15 protein-coding genes are annotated in these 16,625 nt (G+C 47.0%); 10 read left to right on the forward strand and 5 right to left on the reverse strand.

Features of this window, described 5'->3' with window-relative positions; all coding sequences use genetic code 11:
- Window positions 1–200: 200 nt before the first annotated feature.
- Together sigC and J0L70_RS11990 are read right to left on the reverse strand one after the other, a co-directional pair.
- On the reverse strand, window positions 201–1,445 hold the full coding sequence (sigC, locus tag J0L70_RS11985) for an RNA polymerase sigma factor SigC (protein ID WP_017285906.1): 1,245 nt from the start codon (window positions 1,443–1,445) through the stop codon (window positions 201–203).
- Window positions 1,446–1,802: 357 nt separating this feature from the next.
- The gene (locus tag J0L70_RS11990) at window positions 1,803–3,686 is read right to left on the reverse strand and encodes a DNA/RNA helicase domain-containing protein (protein ID WP_287454706.1); all 1,884 of its coding nucleotides are present in this window, start codon (window positions 3,684–3,686) and stop codon (window positions 1,803–1,805) included.
- 78 nt (window positions 3,687–3,764) lie between these two features.
- Between J0L70_RS11990 and J0L70_RS11995 the strand changes: the two genes are divergently transcribed.
- On the forward strand, window positions 3,765–4,889 hold the full coding sequence (locus tag J0L70_RS11995) for an extracellular solute-binding protein (protein ID WP_287454707.1): 1,125 nt from the start codon (window positions 3,765–3,767) through the stop codon (window positions 4,887–4,889).
- Here J0L70_RS11995 and J0L70_RS12000 read toward each other — a convergent pair.
- Window positions 4,867–5,451 (reverse strand): hypothetical protein, encoded by a 585-nt coding sequence (locus J0L70_RS12000; RefSeq protein ID WP_017285903.1) that lies wholly within the window; start codon window positions 5,449–5,451, stop codon window positions 4,867–4,869. The two genes, J0L70_RS11995 and J0L70_RS12000, sit on opposite strands and share 23 nt — an antisense overlap.
- 130 nt (window positions 5,452–5,581) lie before the next feature.
- Here J0L70_RS12000 and J0L70_RS12005 point away from each other — a divergent pair, with 130 nt between their 5' ends.
- Both J0L70_RS12005 and J0L70_RS12010 read left to right on the forward strand, forming a co-directional pair.
- The gene (locus tag J0L70_RS12005; protein WP_017285902.1) at window positions 5,582–6,007 is read left to right on the forward strand and encodes a hypothetical protein; all 426 of its coding nucleotides are present in this window, start codon (window positions 5,582–5,584) and stop codon (window positions 6,005–6,007) included.
- 67 nt (window positions 6,008–6,074) lie between these two features.
- Entirely contained in the window at window positions 6,075–6,599 is a 525-nt protein-coding gene (locus J0L70_RS12010; protein WP_017285901.1) for a DUF456 domain-containing protein, read from the forward strand.
- A 27-nt stretch (window positions 6,600–6,626) separates the two neighbouring features.
- On the opposite strand, the gene J0L70_RS12015 is transcribed toward J0L70_RS12010, so the two are convergent.
- Complete coding sequence (locus J0L70_RS12015; RefSeq protein WP_287454709.1) at window positions 6,627–7,661, reverse strand: type IV pilin-like G/H family protein; 1,035 nt, start codon at window positions 7,659–7,661, stop codon at window positions 6,627–6,629.
- 314 nt (window positions 7,662–7,975) lie between these two features.
- Between J0L70_RS12015 and J0L70_RS12020 the strand changes: the two genes are divergently transcribed.
- From J0L70_RS12020 to J0L70_RS12030, 3 genes are all read left to right on the forward strand, one after another.
- Window positions 7,976–8,905 (forward strand): Hpt domain-containing protein, encoded by a 930-nt coding sequence (locus J0L70_RS12020; RefSeq protein WP_287454710.1) that lies wholly within the window; start codon window positions 7,976–7,978, stop codon window positions 8,903–8,905.
- A 39-nt stretch (window positions 8,906–8,944) separates the two neighbouring features.
- Window positions 8,945–9,826: an NAD(P)-dependent oxidoreductase gene (locus tag J0L70_RS12025; protein ID WP_287454711.1), complete on the forward strand. Its 882-nt coding sequence runs from the start codon at window positions 8,945–8,947 to the stop codon at window positions 9,824–9,826.
- A 335-nt stretch (window positions 9,827–10,161) separates the two neighbouring features.
- Window positions 10,162–11,439: a glycosyltransferase family 4 protein gene (locus tag J0L70_RS12030; protein WP_190651557.1), complete on the forward strand. Its 1,278-nt coding sequence runs from the start codon at window positions 10,162–10,164 to the stop codon at window positions 11,437–11,439.
- A 59-nt stretch (window positions 11,440–11,498) separates the two neighbouring features.
- Here the strand turns inward: J0L70_RS12030 and J0L70_RS12035 are convergent, their stop codons facing one another.
- Window positions 11,499–12,182: a hypothetical protein gene (locus J0L70_RS12035; protein ID WP_287454713.1), complete on the reverse strand. Its 684-nt coding sequence runs from the start codon at window positions 12,180–12,182 to the stop codon at window positions 11,499–11,501.
- Window positions 12,183–12,468: 286 nt separating this feature from the next.
- Here J0L70_RS12035 and J0L70_RS12040 point away from each other — a divergent pair, with 286 nt between their 5' ends.
- From J0L70_RS12040 to J0L70_RS12055, 4 genes are all read left to right on the forward strand, one after another.
- The gene (locus tag J0L70_RS12040) at window positions 12,469–13,521 is read left to right on the forward strand and encodes a Fe(3+) ABC transporter substrate-binding protein (protein WP_287454715.1); all 1,053 of its coding nucleotides are present in this window, start codon (window positions 12,469–12,471) and stop codon (window positions 13,519–13,521) included.
- Window positions 13,521–14,174, forward strand: a complete 654-nt coding sequence (locus J0L70_RS12045; protein WP_190651563.1) for a MotA/TolQ/ExbB proton channel family protein — start codon at window positions 13,521–13,523, stop codon at window positions 14,172–14,174. Before J0L70_RS12040 ends, J0L70_RS12045 begins: the two co-directional genes overlap by 1 nt.
- A 22-nt stretch (window positions 14,175–14,196) precedes the next feature.
- Window positions 14,197–14,571 carry an ExbD/TolR family protein gene (locus J0L70_RS12050; RefSeq protein WP_268182578.1) on the forward strand — a complete coding sequence of 125 codons (375 nt, stop codon included), beginning with the start codon at window positions 14,197–14,199 and terminating at the stop codon, window positions 14,569–14,571.
- 87 nt (window positions 14,572–14,658) lie between these two features.
- Entirely contained in the window at window positions 14,659–16,467 is a 1,809-nt protein-coding gene (locus tag J0L70_RS12055; protein WP_287454719.1) for a proline--tRNA ligase, read from the forward strand.
- The last annotated feature ends 158 nt before the right edge of the window (window positions 16,468–16,625 follow it).

Below are 16,625 nucleotides of genomic sequence, written 5' to 3' on the forward strand. Positions count from 1 at the left end.
CATATAAAAATAATAGGCGATTTGCAACAAGTTCGCCTTATTGAAAATAATCTGCAATTAACTTTTTCAAAAAATTACCCCGCCTGCCTTGCTTGACTGAGCGGAGTTGATGGCTATATCTGCCTTGAGAAAGTCCCCATTGATTGGATTTACGTACAGCGAGTTTCGGCTTCGCTGCACATAAATCCGATGGCAATTCCTCAGCTCAGCGATTCGAGATAGTCCCGAACGCGATTGCGCCGTTTCGGTTGACGAAGTTTTTGCAGCGCCTTCGCTTCGATTTGTCTCACTCGCTCTCTAGACAATTCGAGCGCGCGTCCAATCTCTGCTAAAGAATAAGGATGTCCATCGCTTCCTAGACCAAAGCGCATTTGAATCACATCTCTTTCACGAGTGGTTAAATCGGCAAGCAACTGCAGCAAATCTCGGCGCAGTGATTCCCGCATCAACGTCTCTTCAGGCGTGACTTCTTCTGTTTCCAGCAAGTCGCCGAGTTCGGTGTCTCGCTCTTTGCCCACTTTGGTTTCTAGCGATACAGACCGCGGAACTCGCAACAACACTTCCCGAACTTGAGGCGGTGTCATTTCTAGCTCTGTTGCAATATCTTCGATCGTGGCAGTTCGCCCCTTTTCTTGAGAAATCTTGCGCTGAGCTTTTTTGATCTTATTCAGCTTTTCCGTAATGTGGACGGGCAGGCGGATTGTCCGGCTTTGAGTGGCGATCGCGCGCGTGATGCCTTGCCGAATCCACCAATACGCATAGGTGCTGAATCGGTAGCCTTTGGTTGGATCAAACTTCTCAACGGCTCGTTCTAAGCCGAGTGTGCCCTCTTGGATCAAATCTAGGAGTTCTAAACCGCGATTTTGATATTTCTTGGCAACGGAGACGACTAACCGCAGGTTCGCATTGATCATGCGAGTCTTCGCAGTGAGTCCTTGACTTTGAATTTGCTCGAGTTCGGCAACGCTGAGTTTCACAACTTGTGCCCAATGTTGTTTGCCTTCTGCCAAGAGAGGTTTGAGGTTAGCGACCTCGATATTTGCTTCGGCAGCCCAGCGTTCGAGAGACGGGCGGTGGGTCAGTGTGGACACCAAGCGATCGCGGGCATCCATTAGGTCTACAAATTGACGGATAGAATCATTGCCTTTGTTAGCGGCATCATTGCGCTGTTCTAATAGCTTCATGTAGCGTTGAACTTTTTGCGCCTCAGCCACTTCCTCGTCGCGTCCAAGTAAGTGGTAGCGGCCGATCTCTTGCAGGTAGAGCCTCACTAAGTCAGTGGTTTTCCGTCCAGCGGCGCGCATTTCCATTTGCCCTGCCAGTTCCGCTTCAAGTTCAGCGAGATCCGCATTGGGATCAAATTCGGTTTCTGATAGGGTTGAGGGTTGCTCTAGTGTAGAGGGATCAAACTCTGCATCAGCGTAGAAAGAAGTTGCTGGCATCATGTTCCGTTTGTGCGCTATGTGGAAATCGTTCTGTTGGTTGCTTTGCTAGTGTTCCCGTGCTTCGGGACTCTGAAACAGAGTTTAAAGTTCCAGGAAACGTAGAAACTACCGATGACATTGGATTCGAGCAGGTTTTTGAAAATTGCAGTCTGCAATCTCCTCAGTTCTTGATAGGGACTACACGCGATCGCGGGTGCAATTCGGAATTTACACAGGAAAACTTTCCCGTGTCATCAAGTTGGAGTCAGTATAGTGACGATAAAAGGGATATAAAGTGATTGAGATCATTCCGTGTTTTGACCCAGATCACGTTTCAACGGGGGCTAAAATGATGTGTGATTGATGACATTACCTTTTTCACAACTCGGGTTTGGTCATCCGGATCGAATCTAGCCTCTGTAATCCGGCTGATTCTAAAGCGTCAAAAGTACTGTCCATCTTGCTCTCAGGCGGAATAAATACAATGAATCCGTCGCGTCCCCGGGTAAGTAAAACTCGATAGCTATTGAGGCGTAATTGTCGGGGATTCTGCACATTTTTTTGGCGATTTGTTGTTTTCCAATCCTCGTTCTGCCAAATCAAATCGTCTCCCCAACCCAAAATTGGCAAATCTAATTCTAACCCTTGGCAACTGAACTCAGTGACGACTCGATCAAACATGCAGCAAGAGGTTTCCGTATCAGGTGGTTCGACATACCATGCGCCAACATTGAGTCTTTGAGTCGAGAGATAGTCGTTTCGGATGCCATATTGAGTGAGATTTTTGGCACGAGACGAGGCAACTAGTCCGTAGCGTTTGTCAGGTTGACCCTGGTAGCGATCGCGACAATAAATTTTCGCAACTTCCAAATCCCGAGTCAGATAACAGTCAAATCCTTCTGCAATCATCAAGGGCATGATAGCCCTAGCTTGTTCAATCTCACCGGCTAAAACATGAGAAACCCAGGTTTGAACATATTGGGCAAGATGCGATCGCAAAGACGTGGTCAGATTCAGCAAGGAATTGGTATGAGTGGGCTGATCAAAGAATTTTGCGTGTTCTGGCGAACAGTGAACTTGCCAAGACTCGATCGAGCTTTGTAATCCCTGATTCCATTGCTCGATTCCGCCTTCTTCTCCCACATGGATCGTTTGCCCTTCGCCAATTAAACCAACCAGCACACACCAATCTGGGGTGCGTTCACAGATCCGTAGAACTGTACCAGGAGCAGCACTTTGAATGCCATATTTTTTGGACATGCGATCGCTATCCCAAGCCCTTTGAGCTTCATCGAAAACAATGATTTGCTCTCTAGGGGCAGATTGGCGACGAGCTTCGTGCTGGATGTAAAAATTCCGAATTTCTCGAACCAAGGCTTTGCTTTTGAGGGCATATTGCAGAACGTTAATCAGTGGGCGGTTTCCAGATAGAAAAAGGGCATTGTGATCGGTTTGGTAGACGAACTGTAAGCCGACGAGCGTTTTCCCTGAACCTGGAACGCCTGTGATCAGAACAAGATGGCGTTCTTTTTTCTCTGAGGCTTGCTGCACTAAGCGATCGAGAAATTCAAGTATCTCTGGAATGCCCGCACTTTGGGCGCGTCTGATATTTGGCAATGGCTCTTGCCGAAAAATTCGCCGCGCTGCTTCGATCACCGTAGGCAAGGGTGCATAATCTGAATTCACCCAACTTGTCGGATCGATTTCCGGTTGCTTTGCAGGTAAGGATTCCAAATAGGTTGAAATTTGAGTGGGCTTGAGAATTTGAACTGCGTTACGGGCTGCATTCTCTTTGACGGAGCTAGTGGGAATTAGAACTGCGCTGACTGGATGTTGTGCCGATGCTTGATGATATTCGGATAAGTCTCGCGCATAGGCAGCAACTTGATCGCAATCTGCATTGGAGGCTGAAGTATTTTGTTTGAATTCAAAGACGACAATGTGTCCTAAACCGAGCATAACTAAATCAGGACGACGACCGCCTTCACCCGGCAGTTCGTATTCAAAAATCAATGTCCAGGATTTGCGAGTCAGAGCAGACAATTGCGATCGCAAAAGTTCTCCACAGTCTTGCCAAGCCTGTTGTTGGGTTCCGGCTGAATTTTGATGATAGAGCCTTTGATAATTCGTTTTGAGTGTTTCAAGCCAATCTGCTTGAGAACAGGTGAGAAATTCATCAAGTGACCCCATCCAACCGTAATTCGACATCGTTTTTGCGATCGCAACTTTCCCTACTGTTGCAAAAAATCGGGAACACGGCATCTCGATTGCGACGGAAAGAATTCCCAGCAATCTTGGCAAATAAAGTCTAAGATTGCTGTGATGGAAGGGTTAGGGAAAATGGATCGACGCAGTTTCATACTAGGAATGGCAGCATTAGGAACCACGCTGAGCGGATGCAGTTCTGACCCCTCAGCATTTCGAGTGAGATTGCTGAAAAATTCCATTCCAAGCCAGCTTCCAAACGAGTTTCGCAGACAACTCAAGCAAGATATCAAGCTCGATTTCAAGCCTGCCAATCAGCTGCAAGACCTGTTTAATGACTTGCAGGCTTGGAAACAGAAGCCAAGTCGCAATCAAACATCATCACCCGGTTTACCCTTCATCAGTCAGTCTTCTGAGCCAATTCCAGACTTGATCACAATGGGCGATTACTGGCTTTCCACTGCGATTCGCCAAAACCTCATTCAACCGCTTGACCCGAAAGCTTGGCAGCTTTGGGCACAACTGCCCGATCGCTGGAAAAAGATTGTCACTCGCGACAATCAAGTTTGGGGTGCGCCCTATCGGTGGGGTGCAACGGTCATTGCTTACCGAACGGATATTTTCCGCGATCGTAATCTCCAGCCGCCTCAAGATTGGGCAGATCTGTGGCGCGAAGATTTACGGGGTCGAATTGCCTTACTCGATCAGCCGAGAGAAACGATCGGACTCACACTGAAAAAGCTTGGTCAATCCTACAACACCGCTGATCTCAATAAAATTCCAAATTTAGAACCGGAGTTAGTCGCGTTAAACCGACAAGCCAGAGCCTACAGTTCTAGTACGGCTTTGCAATCCCTGATCCTGGATGATGTCTGGGTTGCAGTCACTTGGTCTACTGATTTTCTACAAGCAGTAAACCGTAATCCGACGATCGCTGCGATTTTCCCCAAGTCTGGTTCTGCTTTATTTACTGACTTGTGGGTTCGTCCTGCTCCTGTTAGTTCAAAAGCGCCGATTGCAGATTGGATTAACTTCTGTTGGCAGCCCGATATTGCGCCCCAACTTTCCCTGATCAGTCAAGCTGCATCCCCAATGCTTTCCACATTGGATGCCAATACTTTTCCAGAAAAACTTCGGCAAAATCCGCTGCTGGTTCCGCAGCCAGAAGTCCTTGCTCGTAGTGAATTTCTAGAACCCATTCCCGACGCTACGATTGAACAATACCGTTCTCTCTGGGCTAAAATCCGAGCGTCGGCTTAGTCGGCGACCAGAAGTTCGTACTCGCTAAATTATCAAAAGAAGCACAAGCAAGTCTTTCATCTGCATCTTTTGCCGCAATCTCTGAATTGAAGTTACAGGTATAGGCTGCGACTATGCTGCCTTGCGGATCAAACACTCGCAGATTATAGCCATAGCCTGTTGTCGCTGTGCCAAATTTTTGGATGAACTCATAGCGATCGAAGAAATCCAGCGAACTCCAAAGCTGAGCATTCACAACTACATCGACTCGGTTGGGTTCTTCGATGCCAGGACAGGCAAGCCACCCATTGACTAAGCGATCGCCGTATTTATTTTGAGCCGCAAGCTGATCCCGAATCCACCATAGACTCGGCTCTGTCAATTCTGTCTGCTGAATATTTGTATCTGTAATTCCAGCGATATTAGAGCTACACATCCCCTGCTGGATCATCTTCGGATTAAATGGAGTGGTTGAAGGTTCAAGCGCAGGTTTTGCGACAACACTTTGACTCCCTAGACCCAGCATCAAACTGATGCGAATGAAGTAGTGTAAGCCAGTTGAGAAAACGTGTTGCTGTGTCATATTGAGTTGAGCGAATTGAGCTGAACGAAATGTTCCAATCTAGCTGGCTAATCGACGTTGAACTCTGAGCAAAAGTGCCTCTCAATCTGTTGTAGTCTATCTGTTTAAAAATTAAAACCCTCAATATTCTATGTTTGATCCGCTCCGCCCGTTGAAATATCTTCCTTGGATAGAATTGCTGCAAGTTGCACTTGTCACGATCGGATTTACAGTTTTATTAGATTGGGCGTTTTTTCAGGCAGCAAGTACTCCTGCTCTACGACCCATTGCTGCACGAGTTCTACAGTCACCGCTTGGATTTTTGCTCGAATTAGCAGCAGCCGTTGGAATTGGAGCATTAGCAGTTGCTATCATGGAACGCTGGTTCCGCCGGAGAATTTTAATTACGAACTCGGTTCTCTGGGCATTAGTGCCGTGTTTGGCACTGTGGCTGTGGCTGCGATCGTTTTTACCAGACTCGATTTTTCCGCAGCTATTGACTCCGGTTCTAGGAATGAATGCCGTAATTTGTATTATTTTAGGGGTGTTTTGGAAGGGAAAACCCTATTGGCGATGATTCAATTTGTCGCTTGAATACGCTACCGTAGTCTCAAAAGCTTTTACTTACTCAAAGGACGCTCGTGATGGTTGCTCTGTATTGGGTTTTAGTCGTTGCCATGCTCGTTGGCATTGTGGGCGCGATCGTTCCGGGCATTCCAGGAACAAGTCTCATTTTGGCAGCGATCGTCATTTGGGGTGCAGTTAAAGGATTTTCAGATATTACGATCGCGTTAGCAGTGGGTGTGCTCGTCTTTCTGATGAGCTTAGGCATTGATTTTCTCGCAACCTACTGGGGTGCTAAAAAGGCAGGGGCGAGTAATTGGGGACAGATTGGTGCGTTCGTGGGATTTGTGCTCGGATTTTTAGGCTTTTTGCCGACTTTGCCAATCGGAGGACCACTCGGACCCATCATCGGAATTTTCTTTGGTCCTCTGGTGGGTGCGATCGTTGGTGAATATCTCTACCGAAAGGATTTAATGATCGCGGTCAAAGCTGGCTTGGGAATTGTCGTAGGTTCGATCGTTGGCAATCTCATCCAGGGCGTTCTTGCAGTTATTGCAGTGACCGTCTTCATTTTCACAACGTTCCCGACCGTGATGGGAGGTTAGACAAACCACGCTCGCCAGTCTTGCAATTTAAGGCAATTTCTGTGATCGCGCTCCACACTCTAAAGCCTTAGAGCCTTTTGCTATTTTCGGCTTTTCTGGAGCTTGCACCGATGGCTTTAGAGATTGGCAAATTACACGAGTCGTTCCCGATGGACTCAGGCTGACCACACTGATGTAACTCTGTAAATTTGCTTCCCGAGGAATCGCAGTCATCACGGAATCTGTTCCGACTCGCAGGCGATAAGCATAACTATAGCTTTGAGAAATCACATTCGTCGATCGCTCTAATTCTTCTAAGCTACGCGCAAAGCGATTATTCTGCGTGTAAAAATTCTCCTGGGCAGTTGTCATCGCCTTCAGATAGGTTTCTGCCTCTTGCTGCTTCGCCTCAGGTGAATCACTTTGCGGTTTCATGACCGCCTCAACCGACTTGGAACCCTGTTGCTTCGAGGTAGACCAGAACGCCGTCGTTCCACCCACGACAAATCCACCGATGACAACCAACGCGACCGGAAGTGCATAGACTCGCCACCGCTTCTTCACCCAACCTCGAAATGAAAGCGTTTCTTCTTCTTCCTCAATTTCTTCATCGTCGATCGCAACTGCGGATTCCATTTCAGGAAGCTCGTCCTTAATCGGTGGCGTTAAGGTTGCAATTCGCGAAGCTGATTCCTCAATTTTGTCATCGATCGCAACTGCGGATTCCATTTCAGGAAGCTCGCCCTCAATCGGTGGCGTTAAGGTTGCAATTCGCGAAGCTGATTCCGTCGATCGCAGAGAAAACTCACGTGTCCAAGCAAATGCCTCATCTCCGGCTCTTTTTCCTTGTGCCCGTACTGATCGAATTGAGTCATTGCCTAACTCAATCAATCCCTTCTGAATGAACGCTACGAGCGTTTCCTGATTCAGCGGCTTTTGAGACTCTAAAGAAATGCACAAACAGTCATCCTCAATGCCCGCTCGCGCTGTGATGCCTTTGGGAGACAATACTGCATTCATCAACGCTGCGATCGCACTTGGCTCACCTTGTTTTGCAAGCTCTAAAAGGTTCGACTGTTCCATAGACACAAACTAATCTCAAGCTTCAGATCTCAACGAGCCGCGAACGAATTGCCTTTACTTTACCGTAATCCATAGCGTTATCCACTGAAATCGTAGATGCTTCAGGATAAGAACTGACCGATTTTGAAAAAATCTGAATTGGAATTGTGAAGAAATAATTTCATTAAACTTGCATCTTGTAAAATTGCGGCAAAGAATTGTCTTAAAAGCAATTTAGCCTATTTTTGACGTGAATTCTTACCGTCCCTGGGAACACTGAAAAGGTAAAGGGAGAATCTCCCGAACTGGAATCTGTCACTTTCAGGAGCAGGGCGGTGCAATCGGTTAAACAGCAGCAAATTCTCGGTTATTTCATCGAAGAAGCAAAAGAACATCTCGACACGATCGAACAAGGCTTAGTCGATCTCGCTGCTACGATGGCGGATTCAGAGCGGGTCAATGAACTGTTTCGTGCCGCTCACTCCGTTAAAGGTGGGGCAGCAATGCTCGGCTTTGACAGCATTCAGAGAACTGCGCACCACTTTGAAGATTGTTTCAAAATTCTCAAAGAACATCCGGTCAAAATTGACCAACGTCTCGAAGATCTCTTTTTCAAGGGGTTTGACACACTCAAAGAATTAATCGAAGCTTTACAAAGCCCATTTGGCTTACGTGAAGAAGATGCTCAGCAAGCCGTTGCTGCTTCAGAACCAACTTTCCGAGAATTGCAGGCTTATCTCGAAGCGCTCAAAACCGGAAAAGCTTCTCCCTCGAAAGGCAATCTGCTGCCTCAAAATGCTGCGACTCAGATTACAACGATTCTCAAGGGCATGTTGCAGCTTTTCAAACAAGGTGATTCTCAAAAAGGTCGCCAGCAGCTCGTCGCACTCTGCAATCGTCTGATTCAAGTCAGCAGTACCACAAAACCCTGGGTGACATTACTGCAAACTGCTCAACGGGCGATCGCAAATCCCAAAAATACCTACGCATCTCTTGCCCCCATCGTCATTAAAGACCTCAAACAAGCGAGTGATCTTTTACTCTTAGGTCAAGCCGAGCAAATCAGCATTACGGCTAATCTGCAAAAACTGCTCAATCCAGCATCTGCACAGCCTGCTTCGGCAAAAGCTGCCCCATCTCCAGCCGTGAAGCAGCAGGTTACGATTCCACTTGAACCGAGAGCGGCAGCTCGGACTCTGCTTGACGTGTTTAACAAGTCGGAACTGATCGAAATTGCTGAGTTCCTGATGAAAGCGATTCAATAGTCCATTAGACTGTGAAAGGCACAGTCTGGAGTCGCGCTCATGGTGAAGGTTAGCTTTCTGGGCATCGGGTTGATGGGATTACCAATGGCGCAACGTCTCATCGGTGCAGGTTATTCCGTGACTGCTTACAATCGCACCGCTACAAAATTAGAAAAGCTCTCTGAAGTCGTAAACCCAAAGGGTAGCATCGCGATCGCACACACTCCTGCAGAAGCGATCGCGGCTTCTGATTGTATCGTGCTGATGTTAACCGATGCCCAAGCCATTCGAGATGTTTTACATCAAGCTGATTTAAGCGATCGGACTATCATCCAAATGAGTACGATTTCGCCAGATGAAAGTCGCGAGATTTGCCGCGAAGTGATGGCAGCAGGTGGAGCTTATTTAGAAGCTCCAGTTCTAGGAAGTATTCCTGAAGCAAAATCGGGAAAACTCATTGTCATGGTCGGCGCAGAGCCAGAACAATTTGAACAATGGAAACCTTTGCTGCAAACCTTGGGCGAAAATCCAGTTCTGATCGGGTCTGTCGGTTCAGCTGCAACAGTCAAATTGGCACTGAATCAATTGATTGGTTCGTTAACGAGTGCATTTGCTGCAAGCCTTGGGCTTGTCTTACGACAAAACGTTGATGTTGAAGCGTTTATGCAGATTGTGCGGCAGAGTGCCTTGTATGCGCCGACATTTGACAAAAAATTACAGCGGATGATCGATCGAGATTTTGAACATCCAAACTTTCCAACGAAGCATTTGCAGAAAGACATGAACTTGTTTGTTGAAACCGCAAAGTCGTCAAATTTAGATACAGCTTCTATTGAAGGAGTGCAGCAGATTTTACAAACTGCGATCGACCGCAATCTAGCTGACCTCGACTACGCTGCATTGTTTTCGGTAATTGTTCCTGAAGAATCAAAAATTCATTGAAAGTATAATTTTCAGCACTCTCCGGAAATTGGCGCGCAGCGTTGAAATTTAATATAGACCGCCCCCGTAAAAGGTTCATTCCTGACTTTTCACTGAAATTTATATCTCAACGCTAGATTCTCGGCATTTCTATAAAGCGATGTAACGAGTCATCATTTGTGGGCAACCTAGAGTTAGCGTCCCTAAATTTATCTTCGATTTCAAGTCTAGAAACTCACAGGACAGTTTCTTGCCGGTGATATGTGACCCCCTAGCGCATCTTCAGTCTCCAGCAGGTTGAGTTCGACTGAGTTTTATGCACATCGTGACCATTGCCGTTTGGGTTCACCAAAATTATGCGTGTTTTGATCTATTCCTACAACTACTACCCAGAGCCGATTGGAATTGCACCATTAATGACAGAACTCGCGGAAGGTTTAGTCCGCCGGGGACATCAAGTTAGAGTCATCACTGGAATGCCGAACTATCCCCAACGTCAGATTTATGAGGGTTATCGGGACAAGCTCTACATGACTGAGAAACGTAATGGAGTGATCATTCAGCGAAGCTATATGTGGGTAAAACCAAAGCCGAGTCTAATAGATCGTGTTTTACTAGATAGTAGTTTTGTTGTCACGAGTTTCCTACAAGCTCTGAAAGGCTGGCGACCCGATGTCATTCTCCTAACGGTTCCGCCCTTGCCTGTCTGTGTGCCTGCAGCACTCCTAAGCTGGTTCCACAACTGTCCGATCGTGCTGAATGTTCAGGATATCTTACCAGAAGCTGCCGTTCATGTAGGACTGCTCAAGAATAGAACCATGATTCGCGTGTTTGAAGCGCTGGAGAAGTTTGCTTACCGCACGGCTCATACCATCAGTGTGATTGCAGATGGGTTTGTTGAGAATTTAGAAGGTAAAGGTGTGCCGTCCAGTAAACTCACTTGTATTCCAAACTGGGTCGATACAAGCTTCATTCGCCCGCTATCAAAAGAAAATAATGCTTTTCGGCTAGAGAACGGGCTAGATGGAAAATTTGTTGTGCTTTATGCCGGTAATATTGCCCTGACCCAAGGACTGGAAACAGTGATTGAGGCTGCGGCACGATTGAAGCATCAGCGTGATATTGCTTTTGCAATTGTTGGAGAGCCAAAAGCGATCGAAAACCTCAGACAGCATTGTGAAGCCCACGGTGCAGACAATGTAAGACTGTTGCCATTTCAACCGCGTGAAAAATTGCCAGAAATGCTCGCTGCGGCTGATGTAGGCTTGATTGTACAGAAACGCAATGTAGTGTCGTTTAACATGCCGTCAAAAACTCAGGTATTACTCGCGAGTGGGCGAGCAGTCATTGCTTCTGTTCCGAGTACTGGCAGTGCAGCAAAAGCAATCAAGAAAAGTTGCGGTGGCGTAGTTGTCGAGCCAGAAAATCCTGAAGCACTTGCAGATCAGATTTTGGAGTTGTACAACAATCCTGAATTGACGAGCAAGCTAGGGAAGCAGGGAAGACAATATGCGATCGAGCGCTACTCCTTTGAGCAAGCTTTGAATCAATATGAGGCATTGTTTGAGAAAGTTGTGAGAACGCCTGCCGTAAAACCTGCCTATATGTTCAGTGTCAATAAGTCGAGCAGCTAGCTTTTAGGCTACGTATTTCCAATAGTTTGATGCCCTCACTTTAGCAACGAGGGCATTTTTTATAGTTGTGCTATTGCTGTGATTTGATCATAAGACAGTAAGTTATCATCACGGATATAAGCCGTTCCGCGATCGCTCCAGATCATGTGCAAATAGTAGGACTGCGTGCCATCTTTTGCAACGAGATAGACCCGAAAGCCTGTGTCTGGTTCTAGTTCTTGTCTTGTCAAAACAAAGCCTTGCTTTTCAAGCTGTTGCTCAAGTGTTCCAGCGACAGTTCGACCATTTGATTCTGCAATTTGCCAACATCCGATTCGACCTTGGCAACCTGGAGTCGCTCCAGTAATTTGCAGGACATCTGTAGGAGATGGGCTAATGGTTGGTGAAGGATTTACGGTGGGAGATGGGCTGACCGTCGGGGACGGGCTGATCGAAGGCTGTGGAGATGGGCTGACTTGCGGTTGAGGTTGAACTGCTCGCTGAAGTGTGGGAGTTGCAGTCGGCGAAGGTTGAACGGTCTTAGAGGGTTGGACCTTAGGGGAAGGTTTTGGAGTTGGAGAAGTGATCGCGGATGGAGAAGGCGACGGCTTTGGTAAGTTCATCACATTCACTGAGTTCTCAGACTTCGGTGGCTCAATGTCTGAGTCAGTCGATGGAATTGGCATTGCGAAAAGGAATCCGTGCAGCCCAATTGCGATCGGGAGCATGTGCCAAAGCTGGAGATGGGGCAGTTTGAAGATCATGATCGCGACACAGGAGCAGAGACAATACTCAATTTGCAAATTATTCCTGTCTGATCATAAAGCAGTAGCTAAATAAATTGTCAATAGTCTGAAGAAGTTTTGCCAGCGATATTGCGCAGAACCCTTGCAAAATATAAATTCTAGATTGAATTAGGGATTCTCAATGCGGATTCACTTGACAAAGATTTGGAACTCTCTTAAATTACTTACTAGAAAAAAGTCTCAATAATGACGACAGGCTCAGCAAGAAGTGCTATCGGACTTTTAAGAACATAGATGGAGTGTTATGGCGATTAAACGGCGGATTTTCTTGGCTTCAGGCGCAGCAGTGGCAGCGATCGCGGTTCATCAGCTTGTCAAAATGCAAGCAGGCACATCAGCGGGAGTGGTGAATCTTTATTCTGCACGTCACTACGATACAGATAATGCGATCTACGAAGCATTCACCAAGAAAACGGGCATCAAAGTGAATCTGGTCGAAGCAGATGCAGACAAACTGATTGAGCGGATCAAAAGTGAAGGTGCAAACAGTCCGGCAGATGTTTTGATCACCGTTGATGCAGGCAGACTGTGGCGTGCTCAAGACGCGGGATTGTTCCAACCTGTTGACTCTGCAGTCTTAAAGTCTGCCATTCCTGAAAATCTGCGATCGCCCAACAACCTATGGTTCGGGTTCACCAAGCGGGCGCGGGTGATCATGTATAACAAAGACCGTGTTAAGCCTTCTGAACTGAGCACTTATGAAGATTTAGCTGATCCGAAGTGGAAAGGACGGTTGATTGTACGATCGTCGAGTCACGTTTACAATCAATCCCTCACGGGTGCACTGCTCGAAAAGCATGGCGAGCAGAAAGCTGAGGAATGGGTCAAGGGATTAGTTGCAAACTTTGCGCGATCGCCAGAAGGAAATGATACGGCTCAAATTAAAGCGATCGCCGCAGGCCAAGGTGATTTGACGTTAGTGAATACTTACTATTTACCTCGCTTAGCAAAATCAAATAAGCCTGAAGAGAAAGAGATTGCTTCCAAGATCGGCGTGTTTTTCCCGAATCAGGGTAAAGATGGGAGCGGAACTCACATCAATATTAGTGGCGGAGGCGTCCTGAAGACTGCTCCGAACAAGGCAGCGGCAATTCAATTTTTGGAGTTTCTAGCCAGCAAAGAAGCACAGCAAATTTTTGCTGCAAGCAACAATGAATATCCTGCGGTTGCAGGCGTTCCGGTTGATTCTGTCTTGCAGAGCTATGGAACGTTCAAGGATGATAAGCTGAATGCTGAAATCTTTGGGCGCAACAATGCGAAGGCGCTGCAAATTATGGATCGGGCTGGCTGGAAGTAATGTCAACGCTACTTGATTTAGCGGCAAAAGGTGGACCTGTGATGATTCCGATGACAGGTCTATCTGTGCTCACGATTGCTTGTGCCTTAGAACGGGCATGGTTTTGGTGGCATGTGTTGAGGGGTGAGGATCGCTTGGCACATCAAATTTTGGCGGCGGCTGAATCTGATTTGAATCAAGCGCGATCGATTGCCGAATCTGCTTCGGAAATCGCGATCGCGCGATTTTTATATGCGGCATTGAAGCTGGATCGTCCTGAGCCGGAAACCTTTCGACTGGCATTAGAAGCTGCCAGCGATCGCGAATTTGTCAAAATGCACAAGGGCGATAAGCTGCTCGAAACGGTGATCGCCATGGCTCCGTTGTTGGGACTCTTGGGAACAGTGACGGGGCTAATTGTCACATTTTTTAATTTGAGAATTGGTGGATCTGAGAGTGCGGTGGATACTTCTAAAGCTGCATTGGGGATTGCCGAGGCATTGATTACAACCGCAGCGGGAATGATTGTTGCGATCGTGGCTTTGTCAATTTTTCGGGTGTGTGTGACTTTGCAAGCGAAGCAGATGGACTATTTTGCTGAGATTGGCAGTGAGTTAGAGCTGATCTATCGACAGGTCTGGTACAACAGAGGTCATTTGCGCCATGAGATCTAAAGCAAGGCAACGTGGAACATCTATGCCTGAGATCAATCTCGTGCCGATGATGGATGTGATTATGACCATCCTGACATTTTTCATTATTGTGTCGATGACGTTGACCAACTTTCAGTCGGTTGATGTGGCATTGCCAACTGCTCAGTCTGGGGTCAATCGAGAACGACCGATTGAACCGATGATTGTGGGGCTGAATCAACAGCAGCAAATTTTGTTGGAAGGTAGCCCTGCAACTCGTGAGCAGTTAGCACAAGCGATTCAGAACTATCTCGCGCAGAATCCGAAAGGATCGGTTGTTTTGAAGGCTGATCAAAGATTGCCTTACCAACAGGTTATTCAGGTTTTGGCAACGTTGAAAGAAGTGGGTGGCGATCGCGTGTCTTTAGCGATCGAATAGTTTTGCAAAATCGATCGATCAACTCCGGAGCAAACTGCCATTGCCTTCTAGAATAGGATGTGGTTTTTTGCAACAAGGGCACGATCGATGCGGCTATCTCAGATGCTATTTGTAACACTGCGCGAAGATCCGGCGGAAGCCGAGATTCCCAGTCATAAGCTTTTGGTACGAGCAGGGTATATCCGGCGGATTGGCAGCGGCATCTATTCGTATTTGCCTTTAATGTGGCGGGTGTTACAGAAGATCTCGCAGATTGTGCGGGAGGAAATGAATGCAGCAGGCGCACAAGAATGCCTGTTACCGCAGTTGCAGCCGTCGGAATTGTGGAAAGAGTCGGGGCGTTGGGATACATATACCAAGGCTGAAGGAATTATGTTCGCGCTCATCGATCGTCAAGATCGTGAAGTGGGCTTGGGACCGACCCATGAGGAAGTTATTACGACGATCGCACGCGATATGATTCGTTCCTATCGTCAATTGCCTCAAAATCTTTATCAGATTCAAACTAAGTTCCGTGATGAGATTCGTCCTCGGTTTGGATTGATGCGGGGGCGCGAATTCATCATGAAAGATGCCTACTCATTTGACGCAGATGAGGCAGGGATGAAAGTGACGTATCAGAAAATGCACACGGCTTACTGCAAGATTCTGACTAGAACAGGCTTGAAGTTTCGAGCAGTCGATGCGGATTCAGGCGCGATCGGGGGTTCTGGGTCACAAGAATTTATGGTGCTTGCAGAAGCAGGAGAAGACGAAGTTCTCTACACCGAAGATGGGAAATATGCGGCGAACGTGGAAAAAGCGATCGCGCTTCCCCCGGATGTTGTGCCCTCTCCTTTTTCCAGTCATGAAAAACGCGAAACCCCAGGTACAGAAACGATTGAAAAGGTTTGCAAATTTCTAAAATGCTCTCCTACGAATGTCGTGAAGAATGTTCTCTATCAAGCCGTATTTGATAGTGGCATCACTGCATTAGTCTTAGTTCACATTCGCGGTGATCAAGATGTCAATGATGTGAAACTGCAAAATGAACTGACCAAACTTGCTGATCAGTTTGGCGGCAAAACTGTGATTTCGCTGACGGTTCCCGATGCGGAAGCTCAACAGAAGTGGGCAGCAAAATCTTTGCCATTGGGATATATCTCACCCGCGATCGCGGATGATTACATCAAGCCCAGTAAAGAGATTGCATCGAAATTTGTTCGATTTGTGGATCAAACGGTGACAGATTTAGAAAATTTTGTCACAGGTGCAGATGAATCTGGCTATCACGTTGTCGGCGCAAACTGGGGGAAAGAATTCCAGAAACCTGCTTTAGTGGTCGATGTGCGCAAGGCGAAAGCAGGCGATCGCGCAGTTCACGATCCATCTCAAACGCTGCAAACCGCTAGAGGTATTGAAATCGGGCATATTTTTCAACTTGGAACGAAGTACTCGCAGGCGATGAATGCGACCTACACCAACGAGCAAGGGGAGGAAATGCCTTTAGTGATGGGTTGTTATGGGATTGGGGTTTCGCGATTAGCGCAAGCTGCGGTGGAGCAGTCCTATGACAAAGATGGCATTATTTTTCCGGTTGCGATCGCGCCTTATCACGCGGTCGTTGTGATTCCCAATGTCAATGATGCGGATCAAGTCAGCGCTGCTGAGAAGCTATATGCAGAATTGAATCAGGCAGGCGTTGAGACATTGTTAGACGATCGCAATGAGCGGGCAGGCGTGAAGTTTAAGGATTCTGAACTAATTGGAATTCCATATCGAATTGTCACCGGGAAATCTTTGAAAGATGGCAAGGTCGAAGTCGTACAACGGGCGACTAAGGCGGTGCAGGAACTTGCACTCGATCAGGTTGTGCCAACTCTGAAGCAATGGGTGACAGAAGCGCTGCATTCATAATTTTGAGCAAATTTTGAGCAGCAAGTTCTCAGTTAAATGGGTAAAGTTCAAATTTTTCGTGGGATTAACGTGAATTCGGGATAAGAGATTTCGCTCTTGTGCCGATGTGAATGGAATTCACGCCTAAACGTTAACGAACTGACGTTGGAATTAGGTTT

Origin of the sequence: Leptolyngbya sp. UWPOB_LEPTO1 (assembly GCF_017302695.1) — a bacterium.
Classification (GTDB): domain Bacteria; phylum Cyanobacteriota; class Cyanobacteriia; order Leptolyngbyales; family Leptolyngbyaceae; genus Leptolyngbya; species Leptolyngbya boryana.

Bases quoted from the DNA above. Each gene is read 5' to 3' on its own strand.
- J0L70_RS11995 (WP_287454707.1), top strand. From the start codon at position 3,765: ATGGATCGACGCAGTTTCATACTAGGAATGGCAGCATTAGGAACCACG.
- J0L70_RS12000 (WP_017285903.1), bottom strand. From the start codon at position 5,451: ATGACACAGCAACACGTTTTCTCAACTGGCTTACACTACTTCATTCGC.
- J0L70_RS12050 (WP_268182578.1), top strand. From the start codon at position 14,197: ATGCCTGAGATCAATCTCGTGCCGATGATGGATGTGATTATGACCATC.
- J0L70_RS12005 (WP_017285902.1), top strand. From the start codon at position 5,582: ATGTTTGATCCGCTCCGCCCGTTGAAATATCTTCCTTGGATAGAATTG.
- J0L70_RS12030 (WP_190651557.1), top strand. From the start codon at position 10,162: ATGCGTGTTTTGATCTATTCCTACAACTACTACCCAGAGCCGATTGGA.
- J0L70_RS12015 (WP_287454709.1), bottom strand. From the start codon at position 7,661: ATGGAACAGTCGAACCTTTTAGAGCTTGCAAAACAAGGTGAGCCAAGT.
- sigC (WP_017285906.1), bottom strand. From the start codon at position 1,445: ATGATGCCAGCAACTTCTTTCTACGCTGATGCAGAGTTTGATCCCTCT.
- J0L70_RS12025 (WP_287454711.1), top strand. From the start codon at position 8,945: ATGGTGAAGGTTAGCTTTCTGGGCATCGGGTTGATGGGATTACCAATG.
- J0L70_RS12010 (WP_017285901.1), top strand. From the start codon at position 6,075: ATGGTTGCTCTGTATTGGGTTTTAGTCGTTGCCATGCTCGTTGGCATT.
- J0L70_RS12040 (WP_287454715.1), top strand. From the start codon at position 12,469: ATGGCGATTAAACGGCGGATTTTCTTGGCTTCAGGCGCAGCAGTGGCA.
- J0L70_RS11990 (WP_287454706.1), bottom strand. From the start codon at position 3,686: ATGCCGTGTTCCCGATTTTTTGCAACAGTAGGGAAAGTTGCGATCGCA.
- J0L70_RS12035 (WP_287454713.1), bottom strand. From the start codon at position 12,182: ATGATCTTCAAACTGCCCCATCTCCAGCTTTGGCACATGCTCCCGATC.
- J0L70_RS12055 (WP_287454719.1), top strand. From the start codon at position 14,659: ATGCGGCTATCTCAGATGCTATTTGTAACACTGCGCGAAGATCCGGCG.
- J0L70_RS12045 (WP_190651563.1), top strand. From the start codon at position 13,521: ATGTCAACGCTACTTGATTTAGCGGCAAAAGGTGGACCTGTGATGATT.